The organism is Prosthecobacter sp. (assembly GCF_044222345.1).
In the GTDB taxonomy this organism is placed as follows: Bacteria; Verrucomicrobiota; Verrucomicrobiia; order Verrucomicrobiales; family Verrucomicrobiaceae; genus Prosthecobacter.
The window spans coordinates 39,150-65,374 of record NZ_JBGANL010000022.1; the positions used below are offsets into that span (position 1 = coordinate 39,150).

The window sequence follows — 26,225 nt, forward strand, 5'->3', positions numbered from 1 at the left end:
GCAAAATCACGCAGCTAAGCAAAAGCTGTATCTAAAAATAAAATGAAGCTTGGCGCGGCTGCACACTCGCGACGCATTCATGCCTCAACCACGGCCTCATAGGCAAAAATGATCCAATCGGACAAAATTCATTCAAATAAAAGAACCGCTGTGGGCTCACCCGCAGCTCAATCCGTCCAGATCATGAATACATCATCCATACAAAGTATGTCATCGCAAGGAGCTATTGCGGCCTCTGGCCGCAAGCTGCGCCGCCGTCGTGCGGTGGCTCTCATCACGGTGCTCAGCGTGCTGGCACTGGCCATGGTTCTGCTCACCGCCCTGCTCAGCGCCACTCGCGTTGACTACAACTCCACCGTGGCGCAGGTGGAGATCGCCAAGGGGCAGTTGCATGCCGACTCCGTCATCAATCTGGCCATCAGCCAGATCCAGCAGGGGGTGCATCAGGACTCCGCCTCTTCCGGGGTCGAAATCTGGGCTTCCCAGCCTGGCATGATCCGCCAGTACAAGCAGGACGGTACTCTCCTGCGCGGACTCAAGCTCTATTCGGACAGCAAAATGGTCGCCACGACCGATGCGGAGATCGCCGCAGACACACCGCCGACGGACTGGGACAAAAAGCCCGCGCAATACGTGGATCTCAACGAGCCTGTCGCCCGCCTGGACACGAGCAACCCCACCGGCCCGCCCCGGATGTTTTTCCCGATCATCGACCCCCGCGCCTACTCACAGACGCCGAGCCGTTCCGTCGAAGGCTTCAGCTACTCCACCTTTGCCAATGGTGTCTCGGGCCAGACTCTGGACGGCGTGGTGGCCCCGACCAGCGGTGGCGACGAATCCCAGCAGCGTCTGCCCATGCCGGTCGAATGGCTTTACATGCTCAAAGATGGCACATTGGGGTATCTCGATGTCAGTGGCAAATTTGTGAGCAGCAACGGCGGCACGCAGACCGCCACCCGTGACAATCCCATGATCGCACGCGTGGCCTTCTGGACGGATGATGAATCCACCAAGATCAACATCAACACCGCCGGGGAAGGCACCCCCTGGGAAACACCCCGGCTGTTTCATGTGCGCGATGGTGACTGGGCGAAGTATCAGCCCATGGCCTATGAGTATCAGCGCTACCCCGGCCACCCCGCCACGGTTTGCATGAGCACCGTGTTGTTCCCCGGCCAGAACATGAATCCACTCGTCTCAGACACCTCCGCCTTCGCCAAGGCGCTCACCTACAAGGAGGCCATCTATGACCTCATGCCCAAAATCCTCCCCGGCGGCTCCAAGGCGGGTTCCGTGCTCGTCCCGGTCAATCACACTTTCTCCCCTACCAACTTTCAGGCCGTGCAGGACGCCCTCGGCGAGCGCTTGTTCCCCAGCGTGGATGAATTCCTGCTGCGCTCCACCCCGCAGGGCAACGGCCAGCGCAACGAGATCAATCTCGGCACAAACCAGATCTGGGCGGGACTGCAAAACTATGAGGTCGTGGAGCGCCTGCGCCCGTTTTTGACCACGCGCAGCCGTGCGTCCGAGGCCAATCCCTTTGGCTATCCCAAGATCAGCATGTGGCCCGTGCACCGCACCAATTCCACCCGCACCCGCACGGTGTTTGACAACTCCATCGTCAACTGCGCCCAGATCGCCGGGAAAGATTATTTCTTCACCCGGCAGGACCCTCGCAGCCAGTCGGAACTCGCGACGATTCCCCGCAACACCCAGCTCTTCAACTATTTGATGACTCTGACGGGCCAGCCCATTCCAGGCTTTGGCGCTTCCAATGCTTCCTTCCTCACCAAATACGGCGACAACCGCCAGCAGATCCTGGTGGAAATCTTCGACTACATCCGCTGCACCAATTTGTACGATGACAACATCGCGGAGCGGAACGTCGGCGCCAATCCTTCCATCTCCGGCCTGCCCGATGCGCGGATCACATCCAGTTCCGCCGGCATGGCCGCAGGGACCTTCACGCCGATGCGTGACTCAAACGGCAACAGCTTCCCAGGTCATGGTCAGGTGATGCCGACGGTGATGCCGAAGGGCAAAGACCAGGTGTACCGCGGCATGGGCCGTTTCCTCACCATCAGCGAAGCGGGCCTGCACTTCATTGCCTGCGCCCAGGGCACCAACCAGGCTGGTGGAGTCAGCGCTCCGAAGATCACACCCAAATCCGCGCCCAACTACACGCCGCCAAACTGGCGCGGAAGTGGCAGCGACACGGTGCTCGGCTGGGACAACTCGGCCAACTGGTATTCCAACTTCCCGCCCCTGAGCGCCAACAACCAGAAGCCTTCCAATGGATTCTACAAAACCAGATATCCCACCGCTCATCAGCTCGAAGGCCGCAATGGAGACCAGACCGGGCACCCTGGTTACAACCCCATGAACTGGAACTGGACGCTGGACGCCGACACCCCGCTCGCCAGCGGCGTGAAGCGCGTCCAGGCCACCTTCCTGCTGGAATGGTTCTCTCCTTCGGCCGGATGGGCGCTGATCAATCCGGACATCGCCATCGAGATTGACGCCAGTTCGCTGATGGCCGGGGGCAAACGCATGTTCCCCGTCAATAATGGCATCACGGTGGTCCGCCCCTTCAAGCACATGAGCAACGCCTGGGGCGTTTATCAGCGCGGCGGCACCATTTCTTACCGTGCCTTCCTGCAGGAGCGCAAGCTGCCCGCCGTGGGCAGAGGGGTGAACGGCTACACCGCCGGCAGCATTCTCTTTGACGACACCAACATACCCGGCAATGACAGCCAGTCCCCCTACAGCGGCGGCGTGCATTACTCCTATTATTCCAACCGCTCCGGCGCGTTGCAGAACTGCAACCAGTACAATCTGGTCAGCGACTTCATCGATGTTCCCGGCGGCGATAACGGCAGGATTCCATTTTCCGGCGGCACCGTGATCGTGAAAATCCTCAGCAACGATGCCAACCCCCAGGTGCTGCAGACCTTCAACTTCTCCTTCCCCGGGGCGCAGTTTCCCTCCCCCATTCTGGCCACCAAAAGTGAGGACACGACTTATGGCACCAATTCAGATGGCTCCATCTGGGTGCGTCAGCCTGTGCCTGCTCCTTACTGGTGGGCATTTCATTCCGACGGTGCCCTCGGGCGCGACAAAACGGGTCACATCACCAAGATCGCCGCCGTTCCCTCCACACGCATGGGCGGCAGGTTCCGCTACATTGGCAATGAGATCGGAAACTATGGCGATGTCCCCTTCGGCGGCACCTACTACCGCGGTAATCTGGTGATCCCGGATGACACCCTGCAATCCATGGTGCTGCGCCACGGTGACCCCCGCCTGACCATGGGCCAGTACGTGGTGCCCGCCACCGAGTTCGAACAGCACCGGCTGTACGGCAAGCAGCGTCTCGCTCATAACATCGTCCTCGCCAACTGGAGCGAAGGCCCCGGCCTTGACCGCGGTGACGACAAAAAAGGCTGGCGTCTCGTCAAAGACGCCAATTACCACCCCGCCTTCCTTCCCGATCATCCTTACACGGCATCCACCGGGGCGGGATTGCAGAAGTATGGCGACTTCGACCGTGGCATCGCCAATCAGACCGACGGCGCCTACATCAACAAACCCGATGAGGGCAACACCTACAGCGTCACCGCCACCAACGGCCAGCAGCTCGTGCCCTACTTCTCGAATTCCTGGGTGTCCTGGCTCGGCGGCTCGACGTACTTTTCGCCCAACCGGCAGGTGTCCTCGCCCGGCATGTTTGGTTCTTTGCCCACCGGCGTGCAGGACTCGGGCGGCTCGGGTGGTTTGCGCCGTGAGCCATGGCGCACCCTGCTGTTCCGTCCACAAACGTGGAGCAGCAAGCAGGGGCAGCAGTTTCACATCGGCGCGTCGAACATGCTCAAAGGCTATGGCAGAAACGGTCTTCTCAACCATGGCATCGATCCGCCAGACTATCTCTTCATGGACTTCTTCTGGATGCCCATGGTCGAGCCCTATGTCATCAGCCAGCCCGGCTCCTCGGCAGGCAAGATCAATCTCAACTACCAGATGGCGCCCTTCCGCCACATCCGCCGTGCCACGGGACTGGCGGCCGTCATGAAAAGCGAAGTCCTTACGGCCGTCTCAGTCAAAGATGCCTTCGACTACCTGCGGCGTCCTGCAGGTGCACCCGCCACACAGACGGAGTCCTGGTTCTGGAGGGAGGACACCAGTGCCCAGGGCAACAAATACTGGCACCGGCAGATCGACATCGATGCCACGTTGAAATTGTTCGACGAGCGCTTCAACTCCGGCTTCGCCTTCATCTCTCCCGCGCAGATCTGCGAGATGTATCTCCTGCCCAAACCCGTGAGCAGCTCGGACAACCTCGTGCCCACCAGCTGGCCCACGACTCTCAGCGCTCTGCTCAAACCCTCGGGCAACAGCATCCTCGCGTTCTGGGAGAACCACGCCCTGACCGCCGACAATCTCAAGGAGCGCCCCTACACCAACATGTATCCGCGTCTCACCACCCGCTCCAACACCTACCAGATCCACATGCGCATTCAGACCATCAGAAAAGCGCGCTCGGCGGATCCTTCGCAGTTCGTCACCGGCGTGGACACCATCGGCTCCGAGTACCGGGGCTCGGCGGTCATTGAGCGCTATCTCGACTTCAATGACCCGGCTTTGGACAAGTCCAAAAACCTTGATTACGCCACGGGCAATCCGCTTTCCAAACCGTCCCTGGATGATCTGCACCGTTTCCGCGTCCTCTCACAAAAACGCTTCGATCCTTGAACCATCAGCCTCATCAAAATCATGAAAACAAAGGCTAAAAGCAAGCCCCGCATCGTTCGCCTGAGCCGCCTCTCTGCCGCCTTCTCGCTGGTGGAGGTGACCATCGCGGTCGCTATCGCCGCCCTGGGTTTCCTCACCTTGCTCGGGTTGCTGCCGCAGGGAATCAACATGGCCCGCAATTCGGCGGAAATGTCCGTGGGCTCCAAAATCATGCTGAAGCTCAGCGGCGAGATGCAGTCCATGGCCTGGAACAGGATCACCTGGACGGGCTACGGGCCCTTGCGGTACTTCACCAATGAAGGCAGGGAAATAACTGAGGGCAGCACCAGTCAGGAAGAACTCGCATCTTCGCTCGCTTTCGTGGCCTCGATTTATGTGCCGCAAAAGCCGCTGGACGTTTACCTGCCCGCTGGCACCACCGGCGCCGGAAAAGGCACGGCGGAGACCTACCTGCGGCGGGTGAAAATCTGCATCGCCACATCGGCGGATCCTTCCTTCGATTTCAATACAGCCTCCCCGCTGCGCATCACTTCCTCCTATGCCCTCATCGCCAGGATGGGGGACTGAGCACGCATCCAGACGCACTCCACATTCTGACCTATGAAACCCCTCCATCCCAAACTACGGCGGCATGGCTTCAGCCTCATCGAAGTGTCTCTCTCCATGGTGATCCTCTCGATCATCCTGCTGGTCTCGGTTCAGGTGCTTGGCCTCACTCAGCGTGCGTGGAAGCGCGGCGTGGCCCGCGTCGAGCAGTTTCGTGAGGCCCGCATGGCTTTTGACAGCATCACCGAAAACCTCCGGCAGGCCATCTTGAACACCTACCAGGCCTATCAATACAACACCGGGGACAAGCCCACGATTCCCACATCGCAGAATCAGTCTCCCACCAAATACATCCGCCAGTCGGAGCTCCAGTTCGTCACCGGCCAGGCTCAGACCTTGCTGCCCGGAGCGCAGACCTCGCAGCTCGTCACCCAGGCGATGTTTTTTCAGGCGCGTCTGGGTCTGAGCGACCGGCAGGGATACGAAGGGCTCAACCGTCTGCTGTGCGGCCGTGGCTACTTCATCATGTACACGGGCAATGATGCTTTCCGTCCCCAGCATGTGACCGCCCAAAGCATGCGCTTCAGACTCTGGGAGTACCGCCCCACGGCGGAGGAGAACACCGTTTATTCCGTCAAGCCGGGCCAGTGGTTCCTCAAGGCCCCGGCCAGCGTCATCACCTCCGCTGAGACCCTCACCACACCTGCAGACACCCGGCCCATCGCTGAAAACATCATCGCCCTGATCATTTCCCCGCAGGTCACCGCCGATGACGCGGCCTTAAAAAAGACCACCCCATGGTGGATCGCGCCGAACTACGCCTATGACTCCACCCAGCTTCTCAATACGACCACAGACAGCCCTCAGGGGACCCAGCACATGCTGCCCCCGAGAGTGGCGGTCACCCTCGTGGCCATTGATGAAGCCTCCGCTCGCAAGCTGGCGCAGAAATATCCAGACACCATGCCTCAGCTCATTCCCCCCGGTGCCTTCACTCTGGCGGACAACAAGCAGCAGGATCTCAAAGACCTGGCGGTCAAGCTCCGCGCGGAACAGCTCAACTACCAGGTTTTTTCCACCACCATCAGCATGCGTAATTCGAAATGGGGCCTCCTCCGATGAAAACATTCCTTCCAGTTCAATCTCCATCCTCCTGCCTGCGCAGGCGTTCTCATCCTGCCGGCTTCAGCCTGGTGGAATTGGTCATCGTGATCGCCATCATGGTCATGCTGATTGCCGTCGCCACCCCCTACACCCTCGGGGCCTTGCAGTCCGCCAACATCACCTCCGCTGGCGACACCCTCATGCAAAAGCTCGCCATGGCCCAGCAGCGGGCTTTGACGGAGAACCGCCCTGTCGGCCTGGATTTCTACTACTACACCGATGACGACATCAAAGGCTGCCACGCCATCCAGATGGTATCCTACAATCCTGCCACCAATCAGGCCTCACCCCTCGAGCCGCCCGTTTATTGGAACAAGCTGAGTGTCGTGCTTGTGGAGGGGGCTCTCTCTCCCATGTTCAGCATCAATCAGACCCCCGTCAGCACCGGGCAGGCCAAAGTGAATCCCTTTCAATCCCTCGGTGCCACGTATTATCGCGTCATTTTTTATCCGAACGGCTCCACCAGCCTGCGGGTGCCGCTGCGCACCGCTTATCTCACTCTGATTTCCACCAAGCACTACAAGGCAGATCTCTCCACGCCGCCTTCGGACTACTACACCGTGCAGATTGATCCCGTCACCGGACGCGGACATTCGTACCGCCCGTAAAAGGAGTGTGCTACTTGGCTGACGGCGTGGCCTGGGTCAGCTTCTCCTTCAAGAAACCGAACAGATCCGGGTACTTCATGTGCCCGTAGTCGTTGTTGTAATTGATCTCATGCTCGATGCCGACCGCCTTCAGCTTCCCGGCGATGCCCGCCCCGAAGTTTCCTGAATGCACCGGGTCCTTGGCGGGCGGCTTGCCGAGATCCGGCGCGCTGTCATAAAACAGCAGCACCGGCGGATCGTCCGCGCTCGCCAGAGCATAGGGCGAGAAGCGCTCGATCCACGGCATGAGGCTGTCCCGTTTGTCGAGAAACTCCTGCATGCTGCCGAGCCCAAAGGCGTGGTTGCCATATTCGTTGTTCGGAATCCACTCCTTCATCTGCCTGGGATCCAGCGAGGTCTGCGGCACGAAGGCCAGCACGCAGCGCAGTCGCGTGGATTCATGCTCGATGGGATCAACGCTCTTGGCATCCGCCATGTCCGGGCTGAAGGCCAGCCACAGCACCGTGAACCCGCCCGCTGAACCACCACAGCCGCCGATGCGTTCTTTGTCGATGTGCCACTCGGCGGCCTTGCTCCGCACAAACTGCAGCGCCCGCGCCGAATCATCCAGGCTGGCCTTCACCGGCGGCGAGATCTGCTCCGCCTGCGCATCGGCAATGAAGCGATAGTTGATCGAAACCACCGAGATGCCGTTCTCCAGGCATTTGCCGAGGAAATCCGGATTCGCCTTGTCGCCGGTCATCCAGCCGCCGCCATGGACGAAGAAAAGCACCGGCGCAGGTTGCTCCGCTTTCGCCTGGTAGAAATCGAGCACCTGCTTCTCGTGCTTCCCGTAGGGCACATTCGCTTGAGTGGGAACCGGCGTCTGGGCAAAGGCGGTGGCGCCTGCCAGCAGGCAGAGCGCGGCGATGAAGGGGCGGGGTAGAGGCATGGAGAAACGTGTATCACTCCAACGGATGAGACTCAATGCCTGCCCTCGCGTGTCTGAGCTTTTGGAACCTCAACCATCATTCCACGGGCATGCGCGACGGATGATTGTCGAAAAAGGGGAACCTCCTCCGCTCTACACTTCCAGCTGAATCCCCAGCTCAATGACCTGCCGTGGCGGCAGATCAAAGTAGCCGGTGGCGGGGCGCGACATGCGCGACAGCGTCACGAAGAGCTTTTTCCGCCACGCCGCCATCTTGCCGGGTCCGTTCGTCAGCAGCACTTCGCGGCTCTGGTAGAAGGTGATGCCGTTGCGCTTCACCTTGGTCTTCTCGCTCATCGCCGCGCAGAGGTCATTGAACACATCCGGCGGCTCGGAGAAGCCGTAGCGCAGGACCACGCGGTAAAACTCCTCATAGTACTCGCTGATCTCGTGGCGCGACTCTTTGCTGACATAGGGGGCGTCCGCAAACTTCACACTCAGCAGCACCACCTGCTTGTGCAGCGCCTTGTTGTGCTTCAGATGGTGCAGCAGCGCCAGCGGCAGGCCGTCCGCGCTGGCGGACATGAAGACCGCCGTGCCCGGCACCCGGATGACGCGGTCTTTTTTGAGTTCATCCACCAGATGCACCACCGGCAGGCGCCCACGCTGCATGGCCTGATACAGGATGGCGCGGCCGTCCGTCCACGTTTTCATGATGACCCAGATGCAGGCCGCCACGGCCAGCGGGAACCATGCGCCCTGCATGAATTTGATCAGGCTGCCGGAGACGTAGCCCAGCTCGATGATGGTGAACACCAGCACGGGGAGAAAGGCCTTCCAGAACGCCCAGCCCCAGATGAGGCGGGCCACAAAGAAGAACAGGATGCTGGTGAGAAACATCTCCATCGACACCGACAGACCGTACGCGGACGCCAGGTTGCTGGAGGTCTCAAAGCCGATCACCAGCGCGATGCACGCCACCATCAGGAGGAAGTTCACCTGCGGCATGTAGATCTGCCCGCGCACATCCGGATTGGTGTGGATGATCTTCAACCGCGGCAAATAGCCGAGCTGCACCGCCTGCTGCGTGAGCGAGTAAACGCCCGTGATCATGGCCTGCGAGGCGATGATGGTGGCCGCCGTGGCGAGCACGATCATGGGCACCAGCAGGGGCTGCGGTACCAGTTTGAAGAAGGGATGCTCCAGCGCCGTCGGATTACTGATCACCAGCGCACCCTGGCCGAGGTAGTTCAAAATGAGCGCAGGATAGACCAGAATGAACCACGCCCGCTTCAGCGGCTTTGAGCCGAAGTGGCCGATGTCCGCATACAGCGCCTCACACCCCGTCACCGCCAGCAGCACCATGCCCATGATGACGATGCCATGGTACCCATGATGCATGAGGTAATAAATGCCCCAGTGCGGAGACAGCGCCACGATCACCTCCGGATGCTCGATGTAACGGTAGAATCCCAGCGAGGCCAGTGCCGCGAACCACAGGATCATGATCGGCCCAAACGCCACACCAATGCGTGCCGTGCCGTGCTTCTGCACCATGAACAGGCCAAAGATGATCGCCACGGAGATGTAAACAATGACGTGCTGGGGCAGGGTGGCGCTGATCTGCTTCATGCCTTCCACCGCGGAGAGCACCGAGATGGCCGGCGTGATCATGCCATCTCCATACAGCAGCGCCGCGCCAAACAGCACCACCAGCACCACAAAGGCACTGGCCTTCGGGCTCAGGGCCTCCTTTTTCGAGCGCAGCAGGGACAGCAGCGCAAACATCCCGCCCTCTCCCTGCGCCGTCGCCTGGCTGAGCAGCCCGAGGTATTTGACCGAAACCATCAGCGTGAGCGACCAAAACATCAGCGAGATCGGACCGTAGATCATGTCCACCCCATCACGGCCTGGCTGGTAACCCGCATGGGTCAGGCACTCCCGCAGCGCATAGAGCGGACTCGTACCGATGTCCCCGAATACCACACCCAAGGCGACAAGGGCCAGGGTCCAACTGTTTGAGTTCTTGTGTTCTGACATGAGGTGTCTTCGGGAGATTCCCGAAGCCCTGTTTGAGTCAGGGACTGATGCTGATAGCCAGTGCGGTCCAAGATGCAAGAACCAGTTCGGTGTAGAATGCTGTTCGAACGAATAGTCTCTGGAGCAGTTCCCCACTGCGTCACCCCTCCATCATTCCCCAAATGGAAGCACGGAGACGTTCGATTGAGCCGCAGAGAAGCAAAGGAGCAGAGGTGGCGGAGATAAAAATAAAACTCTGCCCCCTCTGCCTCTCCGCCCCACTGCGGCAAAACCGAACATGCCCAGGACCTCCAAACAACAGGCTCTCCGAAAGCTTCGCCACTCGCCCCCACCTCAAATCCCCAGCCTCAACTGCCGCCTCTGCTCCGGCGCCACCAGCGTCGAAACGCCGATCCCGATCAGCCGCAGCGGCCCCGTCACCAGCCGGTCCCGGGCCAGCAGGTAGCACGCCATGCGGTAGATCTCACGCTCCGTCGTCACCGGCTCCTCCAGCCGGATCTGCCGCGTCAGCGTCGTGAAGTCGCTGTAGCGCACCTTCACCTGCACCGTCATCGCGCCCACCCCGTGGCGGCCCAGAGTCCCCGCCACATCCAGCGCCATCTCCTTCAGCGCCGCACGCAGCACCGGCCGCGCGTCCGTGTCATTGAGAAACGTGTTCTCCGCGCTGATGCTCTTGCGTTCCTCGCTCAGGTCCAGCTCACGCTCATCATTCCCCAGCGCCCGCTGCCGCAGCTTCGCCGCAAACGATCCCGCCACGCCCTCCAGCGACTGCGCCGAATCCTGCAGATCCCCGATCGTCCGCAGCCCCAGCGCCTCCAGCCCCTGCGCCGTCACCGGCCCCACCCCATGGATCGCGCTCACCGGCAGCGGTCGTAAAAACGCGATCTTGTCCCGGTCCAAGATCACCGTCAGCCCGTCCGGCTTTTGGAAATCACTCGCCAGCTTCGCCAGAAACTTGTTCGCGCTGATCCCCACACTCGCCGTCAGCCCGCACTCTTCGCGGATGCGCCGCTTGATCTCCGCCCCCATCGGCCGCGCCGCTTCAATGGCCGCATCCACCTCCAAATCCGGGTTCGCATGCGCGCTCACATCCAGGTACGCCTCATCCACAGACACCTGCTCGATCAGCGGTGTGAACTCCTGCAAAATCCGCATGATCCGCGTCGACTCCGCCCGATACGCCTCCATGCGCGGCCGCACAAAGATCCCCTGTGGGCACAGCCGCCCCGCCGTCCGGGAGGGCATGGCCGAGCGCACCTTGAACTTCCGCGCCTCATAGCTCGCCGCGCACACCACCCCGCGCTGATCCGGCGGCGATCCCACGATCACCGGCTTCCCCCGGTACTCCGGGTTGTCCCGCTGCTCCACCGACGCGAAAAACGCATCCATGTCCATGTGCATGATCACTCGCGGCATGGTCAGGGGGCGGGAGTTGGAAGTTGAGTGTTCAAAGTTCCCGGTTCCGCGCACGCCATGGACTGGGTGGAAAAATCAGGGTGGAAAAAAGTCATCATCCGGGATCGGGAAAATACATCCGCCCCCAATTTTTTCACCCGTTTGAACGCACCATTTCAAAACGTTCTCCGCCCCTCCCGGACAACGTTCACCGTTTGCTGACGCGGCGAAGCCCGGGGCTGCGGCTTCATCTGCCGCATCTGGGACAGGCCTCAGCCAAACTCACAGCGCCCGCATCAGAAACACCTTCTCCTCCTCCAGCAGCAGCGCCCCCGGGATCTTCTCCGCCATCACAAACGCACGGTCCGCCCTCCCCACCAGAGACAGCAGCCCCGCAGCCACCGCACGCGGGCCAGGGGGCAGGCTCTCGCTGCGGGGCAGGGAGGCCAGGTGCTTCGCCATCTCCTCACGATCTCCCATGCGGTACGCAGACAGCGCCAGCAGCAGCTCCGGCGGGATCCGGTCCAGCGTCCCACTCCCCGCCGTCTTCCCCTCATTCGCCGTCATCAGCGCCTTCACATCCACCATCTCCATCTCCACCCCCAGCACCAGCCGCAGATACACAAACCGGTCTGCAAACACCGCGCTGCTCGGGCTCATGACATGCAGTCGGCGGGACACATCCAGCAGTGTCTCCTCATCCTTCGCCCGCAGCGCCAGCTCCACGCTCTTTTGCAGGTTTTGCAGCGCCGCCTCGCTCGCATTGTTCTCCGCAGACTTCATCCCGGCCGCGCGGTAGGCCTGGCAGGACACATCCGCAAAATTCAGCTTCTCCGCCAGCGCCGCCGCCACCTGCAGCGTCGTCACATCCCCCGCCTGCGCCGCATTGACCACCGTACCCTGCAAAATGCGGCGGGACTCACGCATGTCAGGCTGCACATGGCTCAGCACCTCCGCCATCGCCAGATCCACCAGCGTCGCTGGCACCGGCGGCCTCGGCATCTTCAGCACGTCCTGCAGCTCCTCCCAGCGCTCCGCCTGGGACAGCGTCTGCACCAGGATCGGGTACAGCTCACGCGACTGCGCCGCCAGCTCCCTCGGCACCAGCTTCAGCACCTGCTCATTAAACTTCTCCCGCATCAGCCAGTACGCCATGTCTTCCAGCCTGCCGTTCTTGGTCTTCGTGAAGCGCCGCACCTCCGTCTCCGCCAGCGCTGCACGTTTTTCCGGCTGCAGCCGCATCAGCGCAGACACCACCATCAGCCGTGCCCCCATCGCCTGCAGCGGGTGCTTCTCCTCCATTTCCAGCAGGCGGTTCGCCTGCGGCAGCGTCAGCCCCCGGCTCCCCGCCAGTTGCAGGATCGCGTCCATGCCTGTCTGCGTGCTCAGCTCCGCCATCTGCCACAGCCTCTTCACCGCCTGGTTTTGCACCTCCACATAGTGGCTGCCCAGGTCAGACACCGCCGCCTTCATCTGCATCTCAGGCGTCGCCTCAGCCTTGCTCATCACCACCGCACGTTGCTCGATCTCCGCCGCCTCCTTCGTGTGCCCCTCCGCGCTCAGAATGCTCGAAAGCAGCTCCAGCCCCGTGTGCTCCGTGCTCTGCTTCAGCGGCAGTTTTTCATAAACCTCACGCGCATCCTTCGTCTTCCCGCTGCTGATCAGCGCGCGCCCCAGCGTCAGCTCCTCTTCCGCCGTCAGCGGCCGCTTCAGCTTCAGCCTTTGCAGCTGCTGCGCCAGTCGGCCGGGGTCGGAGCCCGTCGCCTTCAGAAACGCCACCATCGCCAGCATCACCTCCTCATCCTCCGGCGCGCGCTGGCGTGCCAGCGTCACCGCCTGGTGCGCCTTCACCCAGTCCTTTGCCGCCGTCGCCTCCTGCGCCTCCTTCGCATTCCGCCGCGCCAGCACTCCGCGCACCGCCGTCGCCATCGGGTGCCACGCAAACAAGCACACGATCAGCAGCACAAACGCCCCGATCACCAGCAGCGAAAACTTCCCGATCCGCTCCTGCGGCGGCATCTGGTCAGGGATCTGCTTCTGCGAATGGGAGTCAAATTGGAAAGCCATGGTCTTGAGGATTATGCGGGGTCATTACGAATCAGAGTCAAATGGGAGCCCCAGGGGCTCCGCGGCGGGGCGGGGCAGGGGCATCACTCACCGGGCTGGTCACTGCTGCGTTTGCGTTCATCATCGCCATCACCGCCGCCATAGCCGATCACCTGCACCGTGATGAACGAAGGCTGCTCCTGTCCCAGCGCCTGCTCCTTCTTGTCCTGCGCCGGTGCCTGGCTGTTCGTCGCCGAAGTCGCCGCCGCCGCGCTCGAAGACGCCGCCGCCAGCCCGCCCAGGCTCGGTGCCGCCACCGAAGGCGCCGCAGGCGTGCCCGCGCTCGTCCCGCCCACTGAAATGTTCGCCGAGTTCAGCACCACCGTCGCCGCGATGTTCAGATTCCCCGTCGCACGGATCCCCGCATCACCCGCGTCCACCGCACCGATCGGCGCGATCAGGTCCACGTTCCCCGGACGCACCCCCACCACCGTCGCCAGCACCCCGATGCCACCACCCGTCGCCAGGCCCGCCAGGTCCGTCGCCACATTCGCGCTCTGCGGGTCAATCAGCACCCGCGTCGGCGGCGCAGACTGCACCGTCTTCGACGACGTCCCCGCCGCGATGTCCCCCGTGGAAGACCAGATCGTGATGTCCCCGCCCTTCAGCGTGAAAATACGCGAGATCCCGATGTCCACGCTCTTGTCAGCAAAGATGTTGATGCTCCCGCCCCCTTCCGTGATGATCCCCGGCGGCGCCAGCGTGCTGCCGATCGTCGTGGCGGCCAGTTGCAGGCCGCCTTGCGGTGCCAGAATGCTGATGTCCCCGCCGCTCTTCGTCCGGATGTCACGCGCCTGTGTCTGGATGCTGCCGCTGTTCGTCGTCGGGAACAGCTTCGCGATCGCCGCATACCCTTCGCTGTAAGTCCCCGCATTCGGACTGTTCGGGTCATTGTGGTCACGCCCCGCATCACGCAGCGCCAGGTAGAAGACCGCCATCGCCAGCTGCTTCTGCTCGTCCGCCGTCAGCAGCGGGTCATTCAGATTCACCGTGGGCAGCCCCAGGATCTCCGCCAGCTCCGCGAGATACCGCGACCCTGCCGCCGTCGTGGAAATATACGTGATGAACGCGCCAAAGTCCGGCATCCCTCCGCCGATGCCCACCGCAGCCCCGCCCATGCCTGCGCCCACGATCACATCCGCCCCCGCAAACGGCAGATACGGATTGCGCCCGTTGCCGATGCTCGTGATCCCCACGCCCGTGCCGTCTGAATTGTTGGACCCTGTCCCCAGATTCAGATTCCGCCCCGCCAGCACCTGCAGCGTCCCCGGCCCGCTGATCTGGATGTCACCCGACAGAGGAACTTCGTTGTTGGCCGTGAGGTTGCCCGTTTTGACAGCCTGTGAACGCAAGGCGGAGTTGGCGTTGTAGGCAATCACATCCCTTCCGCTTGAAACGGTTGTGACGTCACCTGCTCGCGAATTTTGAATATAGAAGGCAATGTCTGTGATGTCTGTTTGAGCCAGAATGGTCGCAAATTTGGGCGAGTACAAAGTCAGACCCGAGACGTCACCCTTGGCCGCGTAAAAGCGCACCGGACTGGCATCATTCGCATGCAGCAGGTTCGGGGCGTGGAGCGTTTGCTTGACCTGGGACGATGCGTAGTTGCCGCTGGTTGAACCCGATTCTGCAAACACCGCATCTAGCGATCTCAAGAATGTGGAGCTGGTCACACGGGCCGCCGCATTGGTTTCGGGATTGAGCGGATTGTAGTAGGTCTGGTAGTAGGCGTATGGGGTCAGCACACCAGGAATCGAGGCCGGATTCGCGTCTGAAACATTGATTGAGGCGGAGCCCCAGACGGTGGTCTGCTTGCCAACGATGATCGAAGAGGAGACACCCGTCGGCGTCAGCCCATTGATGGACCCTGCGGCAAGGATTTCAACCGTGCCGGTTGCGGAGGGGGACAAGTTCATGCGGCCGGTCAGATTGATGTCTCCCGAGTAAGCCGTGGCACGCAGAGTGCCGGGCATCAGAGTGGTGAGCGTGCTAAACGGATCCACATTGGTCTCCGCCAGCCGCAGCCAGGGCTGATAATTCGCTGCTGAGCTCGAAGAGAGCAGCAGCTCGTTGCGCATCCACAAGCTCAGAATGCTGCTGGGGGAGGTTTGAGTCGGCAGCGTGGTTGCCTCCCTGATCGTGACGTTACCCCCCAGGGAGGTTGCCGAAACACCGCTGTCAGCCGCATACGTGGAGAAGTAAGTCTTGTACCAGTGCTTGTTGTTGACCCCTTGCGGCAGCAAAAAGGTGTTGGCCACTGGGCCCAGCAGCACATCCCCGCGCGCGCTTGCCTCAAAACTGCTCTTGCCAACAAACAAAGTGGTGGGGAGCCAGGTGGATTCTGGCAGCACGGTATTGGCCGACGTCAGCCTGCCGAGCGACGGCGAGCGCGTCGCGTTCGTGGTGATCGCCCCGCCCGCCTCAAGCGTGCCCGAGCCGCGCTCCACATAATAAATGCCGCCGTCGATGTTGCGCCCCGCTGTGACGGTCACATCACCACCGCCGAGCTCCTGAAGGTTCGCCGCACTCGGCGTGCCTCTGGCTGCCCGCGCATTGGTCGGCGCATGTGCACTGACATTCTGCACGTCACGACCCGCATTCAGCGTCACATTGCCGCCGCCCAGGGCCGCGATGCCGTCAAAGAAATTGCTGAAGTCAACCCACCACGTGGTGGACGAAGCCTCGTCGTAGATGAACTGCACATAACCCACATCGGCGACCTCCGTCACGCCGTATTTGCCGGACGCATCCACATAGCCCCGCCGCATAAGCCAGTTGTTGGGCAGCTCGCGTTGCGAGTCCTGGATGAGGTTGCCGCCTGAGTCTTTGGTGAGGTGCACAATGTCTGCGCCTGCCATCACGCTGACATTGCCGCCTGCCATGCTGTACTGTGCCGGATAAAACTGCTGGAATGCTCCCAGCGCGTTCTGAGTCGGAGCCTCGCTGACATCTGAAAAATACACAGTCGGCGCGACAAAATCATTCGGGCTGAAAACGGTGGTGACGCTGGGCACCGTCACGCCGGCAGAATAAATGGTGGCAAACTGATTGAGCAACTGCACATCCCTGCCAGCAGCGATTTCGATGTTTCCAGTGCCCGTGCGGATGACTTGAAAGCGGTTGGAGGCAGTCGGGTTGCCCGTGGTGGCGGTGTTGTTGCTCGGATTGATGGCCAGCCGCGTCAGTGCATTGGCGCCGGGCGAACTGTTGGCCCCCGAACTCGTAGGAATGGCCTGGCCGGCGTTTTTACCCAGCAGCAATGAACCCGTGCTGGCGCCCAAAGCGGCCAGCGGGGCCACATCACGGAAGTTCACAGCGGTGAAGTCCGCACCCGCTGCCAGACGGTAGGACCAGGACTGGACATTCACCGGAAGCGCAGTGTTGAGGTCTGTCAATGTGGCCAGCCACATGCGCTCAACGATGCGCGTGCCACTGGTGGCGACAGTGAAGCCATCACTCAGGGCGTTGTAGAATTCCAGATTGCCGCTCGCGCGCATGGTCAAAACCCCCGGCGCCTGTTTGGGCCCAAAACGGAAGCCGGCAAGATTCCAGTCATAGACCGCCGCCGAGCCTTGGCCGCTGCCCACGTTTGCCACGCCGAGCGTGATATTGCCGCCACGATTGCTTATCTCGATGCCGGGCGCGATCACCACCACTCCCGCGCCCAGGGACTCCAGGGCCATGATTCCTGCGTTGCCGCCCACCAGATTGTTAAACATGGCGGTGTAGTTGTTCATGAAGGCCGTTGCATCCCCCTTCATGCTTGTGCCGCTTGAGGCGTCCGTCTTGATCGTTACTCCCGCTAGATTCGTCAGCCCTGCCGCTCCGCCCTGAATGACCACATTGGCCTGGTTGAAATCATAGAGCTTGTATCCCTCGATCAAAATGCTCGAAGGATCAATGATCGTGCCGTTGATCGGATTGATTTGAATGTAGTTGTTAATGGCTGTCGTCTGCGGTGCCCGCAGATGCAGAGTGCCGCTGAATTTGCCCTGAGCCGCACTCGAACCCGCCACCGTGCTGGTTACGCCGCCCACCACCATCTTGTCCTTGTTGGTGACGCTGAGATTGAGCGTGGATCCCGCGAGAATGCTCACGATGCCTGTGCCCACGACCCCATTGCGCTGTGTGCCGGACTCAAGATTGATCTCTCCGCCCTTGCCGGCACTGTCAAAATCCGTCCCCTGCACGCTCAGCACGGCTCCCGAATTCAAAGTCACGTTGCCATTCGCGATCAAATCAATGCGCCCACCGGTCTTCCCGGAGGCGTTGATGGTGCCGTTGACCGTGATGGAACCCTGGTCCACGCTCAGCAGGAAATGATGCGCGTTGACCGCCTCAGCAACAGACACCGCATCAATCACCACATCGCCGCTGCGGATGCGCAGGTTTCGTTCGTTCGTGAACATCCCCCCGTTGAGTTTTTGATTGAGCGTGTCGAACGAGGCAAGACGGCCTACATCAATCTCGGCCGAGGCCGTTGTCCCGCCTGCACCCGCCTGACCCAGCAGTGTTCCGTTCATGGTCAGAAGACCTGAAGACGCACCCACGGTGGGGGCGCTGACGCTGAACGTGCCGGCGTTGCCACCACCTGCGTTGGCGGCCACGGTGACGACGCTGCTCGCAGAAAGGGTGATGTTGCCCAGATCCGCGGTCAGTATGACCTGCCCGGCATCCGTGTAGCGCACCACATCAAAAAAGGTCCTCGCCACACCGCCCGCATCCAGCCTTCCGCCAATCAGCAAATCACCCGTGAGCGCACGCATTGAAATCACACCGCTGGGGAGCAGGATGTCGGTGTCTGCTGTGAGTGTGCTGCCTTCAAAGGAAATCTTGGATCCCAGGCCTGGGGTGCCAGGAAGCGGTTGCACACCTGCTGGGCGCGTCAAAGTCAGCACTCCCGTCGAGGCAAACACCTGCGTGGCATTGCTGGCGGCGGTGAAGAAGGGCGTGATGGCAGTCAGGTTTCCCTGGACCCGGAACGAGCCTGCCCCCTGCATCAAAATGCCATTGGAGGCATTCAGCACCACGTCGGAAAATTGATTCACCACCAAGGCGTTTTGTCCGATGGTGATCCTGGCCGCTGTGATGTTCAGAGTGCCGGACGACGTTCCCGGTGTTCCCGCCGCAACGTTGGAGCTGTTATCGAGCAGGATCGACTGCGCCGTTAAGTTGACCGTGCCGCCGCCATTGTTAAAACCGCGAATTTCACCGGCATGCAGCGCCAGTGTTCCCGTGTTGGTGAACGTGCCTGTTCCGTAGAGGTCGATGGAGGTGTAGCTAAGAAGTGACAGCGCGGTGGTGTTTTGCAGTCCGGCAAGGGTGGCGCCGCCGAGCACCAGACTGCCGCTGGTCTGCAAAGTGCCGGGATCGTTCAGCAGCATCGAGATCCGGCCGCTGTTCAGATTGATGGCCGTGCCGGTCAGGCTGGTGATGCTGTCCAGGGAAATGGTGTTGCTGGAGTCCAGGGTGATGCTGGCGCCATTGATCAGCACCCCGGCGGCCACGTTCAGCTGCGGCAGGGCTGAGGTGGTCACCCCCGTGCGTGATGTCTGCGCGGAGACCACGCCGCTGACGCGTACCAAGGCGCCGTTGCCGGCGATCAGCAGTGTGTCAGCAGCAGTCTGGGTGCCTGTCTGCGTGATCATGGCGCCCGCAGCCAGTGTCACCGTCTGGTTTGCCACCAGGATAATTTCCGTGCCGCTCAATGACACCCCGGCATCCAGCGTCAGCAAATTCGTGCGCACGGCGACTGTGGTGCTGCCCGAGCCATAAGTCCGTTCACCACCGATGAGCAGGCTCTCCGCATTCCAGCCGCTCAGGAGTTCGGAGTTCAGCACCAGCTTGCTGGGCTGCGCAGGTGCTCCTGGTGCCGCAATCACAATCTCCAACGGGCTGCTGATGTCCACGCGGCCGCCACGTCCCGTTAGCATTCCGGCGGCGGTCAGATTGCCTGTCAGTTGCATGTTCTGCGTCGCGCCGATCAGCACATTGCCTGCGTCCAAGGGGCCGCGTGAAACAGGCAGGCTCAAGCCCGCCTGGGAGGCGGAGATGAAACTCTGCGCCGAGTAATCCGTGTACTCGGAACGCAGCCTGACCACGCTCTGCGGAGTGACCTCAAACGGTTGGTAAATGTCCCCTGTCACCGCCGGATTCAAACTGTTGAAACGGTATCCGTTCGCCAGCACCGCGCCGTCTGGTTTCACCAGGGAATCGGCCGGTGTTCCTGAGCTCGGCGTGATCAGGAAAGCTCCGGGCAGCAGCGCATAGCGTGCTGGCAGCAGGGTGTAAGTCCCTGCAGCGATCATGGAACTGCCTTTGAGATAGATCTGATCTCCCACATTCAGGCTGCTGTTTGTATAGCCGCTGTCGCCGCCTAGGTTGGCCGCGTTTAATCCCGTCGTGGCAAAAGGGGCGTACGGCGCAAAGGAGGAACGATAGCCGGGCATGATCGCAAACTTGCCCTCTGAATCGAGAATGTCCGTCGTGCCCCCATTGCCCTGCACCCAGCGGTAGCCATACAACATCCCCCCACCGCGGATGTCCACTTCAGATCCCGCTTCTGTCGTCACGCGGGTCGCAGAAATCCGGATGGTTTTGTCTGGCACGCCTATGCTGGTGATGTCCTGGCCGGTGGGATCAATCCAGTTCGTGCCGTCTTTGACGATGCCATAGGGAATGATGACTCCAGCACCCGTTGCCGGGTCGATCGCTGACACGGAGGTCGTGCTGCCAGTCTTCAAGGTGAGCTGCTGCGTCACGGGCACGTTCAAATTCGTCACCAGCCCCTTGGGGGCCGTGCCTGTGCCATCCCAGCCCAGCTGAATGCTGCCAAACGGAGCACGCAGGGTGCCGCCCTGCGTAATGGTGGATGCGTAGATGTTCAATCTGCCGCCGCCAGACAGCGGGAAATCCGGCGTCTCACCAGAGGCCGCAATAGTAATGGAACCACTTCCACCCGCATAATCGTAGGCTGTAATGGTGAAGGTGGAGGCGGTCACCGGATAGATCTGCCCCGCAGTGATGGTCAGATGGCCCGCAATGTCCAGGTAGCCGCTGCCACGCAGTTCCTGCCGTGCCGTCAGACTGGCCTCGCCGATCTTGCTCAATGAAAGGAATCCGGTTTCGATCAAATCAGCCGTCACCTCGAGTTTGCCAGTGCCAAAGGTCGGGCTGAACACGCTGGGAATGAAACCGGAGCCTGGATTGATAACGTTGAACGGATTGATCAGTTCTTCATCACGCGTCGGCTGCTGCAAGGCTTTGCCCAGGGCAATATAAGGTGCGGTGAGGCGCACCAGGGCGTCTGCGGCCAGCACACCCCCGTCCGCCACCTTCAGCTGGCCTCTTGCCGTCACATCCACCGCTCCACGGAACTCCACATTTCCAGCCAGCGTTAACGAATCGAAGCCGCCTTGCTGGAATGCATTGGCCCCGAAGTAGCCCATGCCTCGGAGGCCTGCTCCCAGCGGCTGGCCCACCACACTCTGACCAGGTGTAAACACCGGCTGGGTGAATGACGCCATGTCCTGGGCCACCAGAAGGTTGATGTCCTTGTCATCATTGCTGGCGTCTGGCTCCACAAACCGGTCAGACGCCACTACGAGGGTCCCGCCCTGCGCCTTGGCACCACCCGCCTGGCCGGTCAGCGTGGCCTGCGTATAAAGAAAATCATTGCCTGTGAGTTGAATGAGACCGCCGTTGCTGTCGACGCGCACTGCGACAGGCACGGCTCCCAGCACCATCTGCGAGACGGCGCTCAGCGGTGCCAGGTCTTTCCCCGCCTCCTGCGGCAGCAGATCCAGCACGCTGCTCGTGCCGGAGACATCCAGCACGGCTCCGGCATCAGCAATGATGTTGCCTTCGACTTTGATGGTGCCACCAGCATAGACCGAGCCCACGCGCCGGCCAAAGGGGTCCTCCAGCAGCACGGTTTTTCCGGCGGTGCTCACCCGGCTCGTTGCACCCAGATGTACCGTGGTAAAGGCGACCGTTGGATTGTTGTTTTCTGGGAAACGACTGGCTCCCTTGATTGTGACCAGGCCTCCTGGGGTAACGATGCTTCCGTTCATTTCCACGGTTTGTCCATGCAGCGTGACACTGCCGAGCGCATCGGTTTCAATCAGCGCTCCAGCTCCCATCACGATGTCGCCACGGATATTGAGCAAGGCGGTGACGAAGTCCTTCAGGCCGGGGGCTTCGAAATCGAGCGTGGCTGTTTGTCGGTAGCCCTCGGGATTCACCACGATGGACGTGGTGATGGCGCTCGACCCTCCGGACTGATGAATCGCGGCCTGAAGGCTGCTCACCACCGGACGGATGATTGTGCCAGGGGCAATGAGCACGGCAGGTGCAAACGACTGCCCGACCGCAGGCGCTGTGCTGATGTCTGCTCCCAGTCCCGTGATTTTAAACTGGCTAAAACCGCCTGAGCTGAAGAATTCCGGCTGGAGCACCAGGGTGTTCGCATACCCTGCTGTTCCTCCCACTTGAATGAGCGCTGCCTGCAGGGCAAGCGAGCCTCCGTTGGCTCCTGAGAAACCTTTCAACGTGGCTCCCAGCATGAGTTGACCGCCGAGCAGCGAGCCTATCAAGGGATCATTGCCTGCCTGAATCGAAATCGAACCAGCATTCCCGTAAGCGATGCTGTTGCTGGCGATCAGGCCGCCAGAGACATCCAGCACGCCGCCGGCTGCGAGATCCGCCGTGTAGCTTTGAATGCGGATGCTGCCGCCCCGGCTTGTGCTGACATAACCTTGCTTGCTGGAAATCCAATGAGGAACTGAAAGTGGTGCCAGTGCATCCCGGCGGTCATTGATCACCAAACCCGCGGTGCTCAGCACCGCCGACGCCCCCACGGTGACCTTGCCGCGTGACGCATTCGCTGTTGGATGCACAGCACTTGAACCCAAGGCCGTCAGCCGGGCTGTTTCATAGGGGGAAATGTTGTAAGCGGTGAGATTGATCTGGCCGCCAGGCGCTGACAGGCGGCCTTGGATGTTGATGTTGGCGCCATAAAAAATGATGGCGCCCGTTGCCGGGGCCTCAAGAGACACTCCGGCTGGCACCAGGATGTCACCGTCGCTGTTGTTCACCAGCAGTGAGCCAAATCCCTGCGTGGTTAGCAGCTCGGGTGAGAGCAGCACATGGTCACGACGCGCCTGAGGCAGCGCTGCGATGCCGCCACTGCTTGGAAAAGCGCCCACGGCGGCCTGCGTTCCACTCGCGTAACTGAACTCCACGTCCGGTGGGGTCGGAGAATACAGCGGCAGTTTCTGCGGGTTTCGGCTCAGTTGCTGGGCCTGAATTTTGATCGCCAGACTGCTTTGCTGTGGCGCTATTTCCAGCTGTTGGGGACCAATGATGGTGTGCCCTGTCAGCCTTCCATCCAGAGCCATGGACCCTGCCGCAAGCTCCAGGCTGCCCCCTTTGCCACCATTGCTGTAAGCTGACTCGTAGTGGCTGTTGGTTGCGAAGATGCCAGTCGTGGTTTCGGAAGTGCCCCAGCGCGTGTCAATGACGGAGGTGCTTCCCGTGTAGATGCCGTCATAGGCGATGTTTGGATCAGCGTTGGCGATGTCGACCAGGTTGCCATCAACCGCCAGTTGTGTGGTTGCCACAGTGCCGCCGCCAAAGTCCTCATAGCCGCTGGAGACATTCACCACAGAACCACTTTGCATGACCACCGAGTCACCTGCGGTCAGGGTGACATTGCCGCCTGCGGTGGTGAGCTGTCCCGCTGTGCGTTCGATGACTGCCAGATACCCGGTGAGGTTTGCCAGCGGGGTTCCCACCCAGGTCGTGCCGTCACTGCGCACACCCTGCTTGCGCAAGTCCACTGTGATCGTGGCGCCGCGCAGGTTGCTGTTGCGCTGCAACGCAGCATCCGCCAGTTCACTGCCTCGCAGCACGATCGACACGATGTATTGAGAGAGCGACGAGGAGACTGCCGTGGAGCCTGCCACGTCAATCACCGCTCCCTCATCCAGATAAACCTGGCCGCCCGCATGAACAAAATCCAGATTGGTGGTCCCGGTCCGCATGTCCAGATCCCAGATCCCCGCGCTGATTGCCACGTTCGCGTTGGGGGCCAGCAGGACGGAATTCTGACCCAGGTATACCCCTAGGCCCTGCATGTTGATCTGGGATTTCAGCGCCAGCTCCGTGCCGACCACCTTGGTGCTGCTGGACCATTCTGGCAGGATCTGCATGACGGAGCCTGCACCCGCCTTCACAATCCCGGTGGATGTGCCTGAGGGATACACAAAAACCGGCCCGAAGGTTTTGTTCGTCGGATTGTAGTTCGTGTTGGCCACCGCGTTGTAGTTCGCCAGCAGATCAATGCGTCCGTTCAATGCCACCGACGTGCTGCTGTCGATGAAGCCGTTCTGGTTCACACTTTTCCCCGTCACCACCACACTCCCGCGCGGCGCTTCGATCAGCCCCTCGTTTGTCGCCGTGCCTCCATAGCTGCCGACATCTCCCACGTACACATCCAGCCCGCGCAGTGACGGATCATCTGAACTGTGCGCGTCAAATCCCACCTGCATGCCGGCCGCCAGAATCGTCTGGCCGTCTGGCGTGCTGATGGTCCCATTGTTCGTCACATTCGGCCCGATCAATGCCACACGCCCGCCCACATTCGCAGACGAGGTGGGCGCGGTGATTTGCGCTCCCGCCTGCACGGTGACGTTGCCAATGCGGTTCCCGGGGGTGTTGGGCAGTGCAGGGGGTGTGTAGGCCGGGGTCGGGCCCTTGCTGCCTGAAGGCTGTGCATTGGCGGAAAAGAGGAACTGCGAATCCGGATTGTTCAGCAGCCCGCGCGTCACCAGGTTGTCATTCAGCGGCAGGGCCGAAGCCACCAGCGCATGCGTGTTCACCTCGCTCGCTCCGCCGAAGATGATCCCGTTTTGATTGATGATGTACACCTGCCCCTGCGCCTCGATGGAGCCCAGGATCTGCGTCGGATTGCCGGACGGATCCGTCACCTTGTTGAAGGCGATCCACGTCCCCGCATCCGCCCCGCCGGCGCTTTGGTCAAACTTCACCGTCGTGTCGCTGCCCACGTTGAACGTGTTCCAGTTTAGCAGCGCCTGCTGCTGCGTCTGCTGGATCGTCACAATCGTGTGCGCGTTTTGCAGCGATTGCGTCGGCGCATTCGCTCCGGTCGGCGCACCGTTGATGTCCAGTCCGCCCACGCCCAGGCCGTTCGGCACATCCGGCAGAGTCTGACCGGGGAAGTTGGGGTTCGCTCCTGCATTCGTCGCTCCCGCTGCGGCGGCACGCGCGGCCTCCTGCATCGCGTTCACCGCTTCCAGCGCCATCGAGTTGCGCGTCAGCATGTCCTGCGCATGCGCGTGGGCCTGCGCCGTGGCTGCCGCCGTGTCGATCGCATTCGCCGCTCCCGGCACTGTCGCAGCCGGTGTCCCGCCGCTGCCGCCGCCCGTGGCGACCCCGATGTTCGTGCTCAGCATGTCCGCGATCAGCGGTGAAGGGGCCAGACCTGTCAGGACCACCAGCACATGCACCAGCAGCACATGCGCGTGGGAGAAGCGGTGAGGCTTCGAAAAACGAAAGGAAAAAAGCTTCATAGGGGAGGCATTCAAGGTTTCACGCCCGCATCAGTGGCAGGCGTGTTTTGCATCAGCTTTGACAGCGCGACCCCGTTGATGGCCACAGGGTGTTTCTGCAACACTTCCGACACATAAGCCTGGATGTTGGCGCTGCTCTTCTCGGCCCGCATCCGCTGCGCCAGTTGCGCGCGCACCTGGTCAAAGATCGGCGTGAACGGCTCCCGCACGTCCAGCACCTTGAGAATATGCCAGCCGTCCTTCAGCCGCACCGGGGCGGAAATCGCGTTCACCTTGAGCTTCGGCAGCTGCGCCAGGATCTCCGGCTGGATCTGCTGCTCCCTGAGCCAGCCGATCTCTCCATCGCGTGCGGCGCTCTCTTTCTCCTCGCTCACCTCCCGCGCCACCTGCGCAAAGCTCGCCGGGCTTTCCTTCAGCCGCTGCTGCACCGCCTTCAGCTTCTTCTCCGCACCCGCTTCTTCCGCCACGAAAATCTGCGCCAGCCGGAACGAGCGCGGCACCGTCAGCGCCGCACGTCCGTTTTCATACGCCGCCTTCAGCTCGGTCTCGCTGGGGTAGCTTTCCGGCGGCCGGTTCACCGCTTTCAAATAACTGTCTGTGATCGCCGCCTCACGCGTGCTCTTGATCAGCGCCTGCGTCGCCGCCTCCTCGTCCCACTTTTTGGCCAGGGCCTCCTGCAGGATCACCCGCTGCACCAGCAGGGAGTGCACCAGCTTGTTCAGCGTCGCCGGGTCACGCGCCAGCGCTTCTTTTTCCACACTGCCCAGTGTGCCAAAGGAGGCCAGCACCTCGCTCTGATGCACCTCGATCTCTCCGATGCTCCCCACCACCGGGTCGCTCTCCGCCATCACAAGACTGCACCAGCCGCAGCAAAGCAGCACGCAGGACCACAAGCTTGCACGCAGCGATGCTTTTGGAGCGCGGAATTCATTCCGCAGCAGGTCGCGGGCATCCCCCGGCTGAAACGGCGCATGAGGCTTCGCAGACAGTCGGGTTTCGGAAAGTGAGAGGGCAGTCGTTGATGAGTGGAGTTCGTGGTGCGGCGGCGAGCTGCGGAATAAATTCCGCGCTCCGGCGTCCGTGTTCGCGAGTCCTCTGGGCAGTTTTTCGCTCATG

General features: G+C 61.4%; 10 protein-coding genes. 4 read left to right on the forward strand and 6 right to left on the reverse strand.

Annotated features, from left to right (window positions below; all coding sequences use genetic code 11):
* The first annotated feature begins 207 nt into the window (after nucleotides 1-207).
* From vccA to vccD, 4 genes are read left to right on the forward strand one after another with little or no spacing between them, the layout of a single operon-like run.
* Nucleotides 208-4,749 (forward strand): Verru_Chthon cassette protein A, encoded by a 4,542-nt coding sequence (gene vccA, locus ACILSL_RS13475; protein WP_395732561.1) that lies wholly within the window; start codon nucleotides 208-210, stop codon nucleotides 4,747-4,749.
* Between the two features lie 21 nt (nucleotides 4,750-4,770).
* A complete protein-coding gene (gene vccB, locus ACILSL_RS13480; protein ID WP_395732562.1) occupies nucleotides 4,771-5,316 on the forward strand; it encodes a Verru_Chthon cassette protein B in 546 nt (181 codons plus the stop codon).
* A 33-nt stretch (nucleotides 5,317-5,349) separates the two neighbouring features.
* On the forward strand, nucleotides 5,350-6,417 hold the full coding sequence (vccC, locus tag ACILSL_RS13485) for a Verru_Chthon cassette protein C (protein ID WP_395732563.1): 1,068 nt from the start codon (nucleotides 5,350-5,352) through the stop codon (nucleotides 6,415-6,417).
* Nucleotides 6,414-7,067 carry a Verru_Chthon cassette protein D gene (vccD, locus tag ACILSL_RS13490; protein ID WP_395732564.1) on the forward strand — a complete coding sequence of 218 codons (654 nt, stop codon included), beginning with the start codon at nucleotides 6,414-6,416 and terminating at the stop codon, nucleotides 7,065-7,067. The genes vccC and vccD overlap by 4 nt, the downstream gene beginning before the upstream one ends.
* 10 nt (nucleotides 7,068-7,077) lie before the next feature.
* Here vccD and ACILSL_RS13495 read toward each other — a convergent pair whose 3' ends face one another.
* From ACILSL_RS13495 to ACILSL_RS13520, 6 genes are all read right to left on the reverse strand, one after another.
* Nucleotides 7,078-7,998 (reverse strand): alpha/beta hydrolase fold domain-containing protein, encoded by a 921-nt coding sequence (locus tag ACILSL_RS13495; protein WP_395732565.1) that lies wholly within the window; start codon nucleotides 7,996-7,998, stop codon nucleotides 7,078-7,080.
* Between the two features lie 132 nt (nucleotides 7,999-8,130).
* Complete coding sequence (locus ACILSL_RS13500; RefSeq protein ID WP_395732566.1) at nucleotides 8,131-10,017, reverse strand: potassium transporter Kup; 1,887 nt, start codon at nucleotides 10,015-10,017, stop codon at nucleotides 8,131-8,133.
* A 333-nt stretch (nucleotides 10,018-10,350) separates the two neighbouring features.
* On the reverse strand, nucleotides 10,351-11,433 hold the full coding sequence (gene dinB, locus ACILSL_RS13505) for a DNA polymerase IV (RefSeq protein WP_395732567.1): 1,083 nt from the start codon (nucleotides 11,431-11,433) through the stop codon (nucleotides 10,351-10,353).
* Nucleotides 11,434-11,694: 261 nt separating this feature from the next.
* A complete protein-coding gene (locus ACILSL_RS13510) occupies nucleotides 11,695-13,479 on the reverse strand; it encodes a hypothetical protein (protein WP_395732568.1) in 1,785 nt (594 codons plus the stop codon).
* An 83-nt stretch (nucleotides 13,480-13,562) separates the two neighbouring features.
* Nucleotides 13,563-25,109 carry a filamentous haemagglutinin family protein gene (locus tag ACILSL_RS13515; RefSeq protein WP_395732569.1) on the reverse strand — a complete coding sequence of 3,849 codons (11,547 nt, stop codon included), beginning with the start codon at nucleotides 25,107-25,109 and terminating at the stop codon, nucleotides 13,563-13,565.
* A gap of 11 nt (nucleotides 25,110-25,120) precedes the next feature.
* Nucleotides 25,121-26,224 carry a peptidylprolyl isomerase gene (locus ACILSL_RS13520; protein ID WP_395732570.1) on the reverse strand — a complete coding sequence of 368 codons (1,104 nt, stop codon included), beginning with the start codon at nucleotides 26,222-26,224 and terminating at the stop codon, nucleotides 25,121-25,123.
* Nucleotide 26,225: the final 1 nt, after the last annotated feature.

Coding starts and splice junctions, on each gene's coding strand:
- vccA (WP_395732561.1), top strand. CDS start 208: ATGTCATCGCAAGGAGCTATTGCGGCCTCTGGCCGCAAGCTGCGCCGC.
- vccB (WP_395732562.1), top strand. CDS start 4,771: ATGAAAACAAAGGCTAAAAGCAAGCCCCGCATCGTTCGCCTGAGCCGC.
- vccC (WP_395732563.1), top strand. CDS start 5,350: ATGAAACCCCTCCATCCCAAACTACGGCGGCATGGCTTCAGCCTCATC.
- vccD (WP_395732564.1), top strand. CDS start 6,414: ATGAAAACATTCCTTCCAGTTCAATCTCCATCCTCCTGCCTGCGCAGG.
- ACILSL_RS13495 (WP_395732565.1), bottom strand. CDS start 7,998: ATGCCTCTACCCCGCCCCTTCATCGCCGCGCTCTGCCTGCTGGCAGGC.
- ACILSL_RS13500 (WP_395732566.1), bottom strand. CDS start 10,017: ATGTCAGAACACAAGAACTCAAACAGTTGGACCCTGGCCCTTGTCGCC.
- dinB (WP_395732567.1), bottom strand. CDS start 11,433: ATGCCGCGAGTGATCATGCACATGGACATGGATGCGTTTTTCGCGTCG.
- ACILSL_RS13510 (WP_395732568.1), bottom strand. CDS start 13,479: ATGGCTTTCCAATTTGACTCCCATTCGCAGAAGCAGATCCCTGACCAG.
- ACILSL_RS13515 (WP_395732569.1), bottom strand. CDS start 25,109: ATGAAGCTTTTTTCCTTTCGTTTTTCGAAGCCTCACCGCTTCTCCCAC.
- ACILSL_RS13520 (WP_395732570.1), bottom strand. CDS start 26,224: ATGAGCGAAAAACTGCCCAGAGGACTCGCGAACACGGACGCCGGAGCG.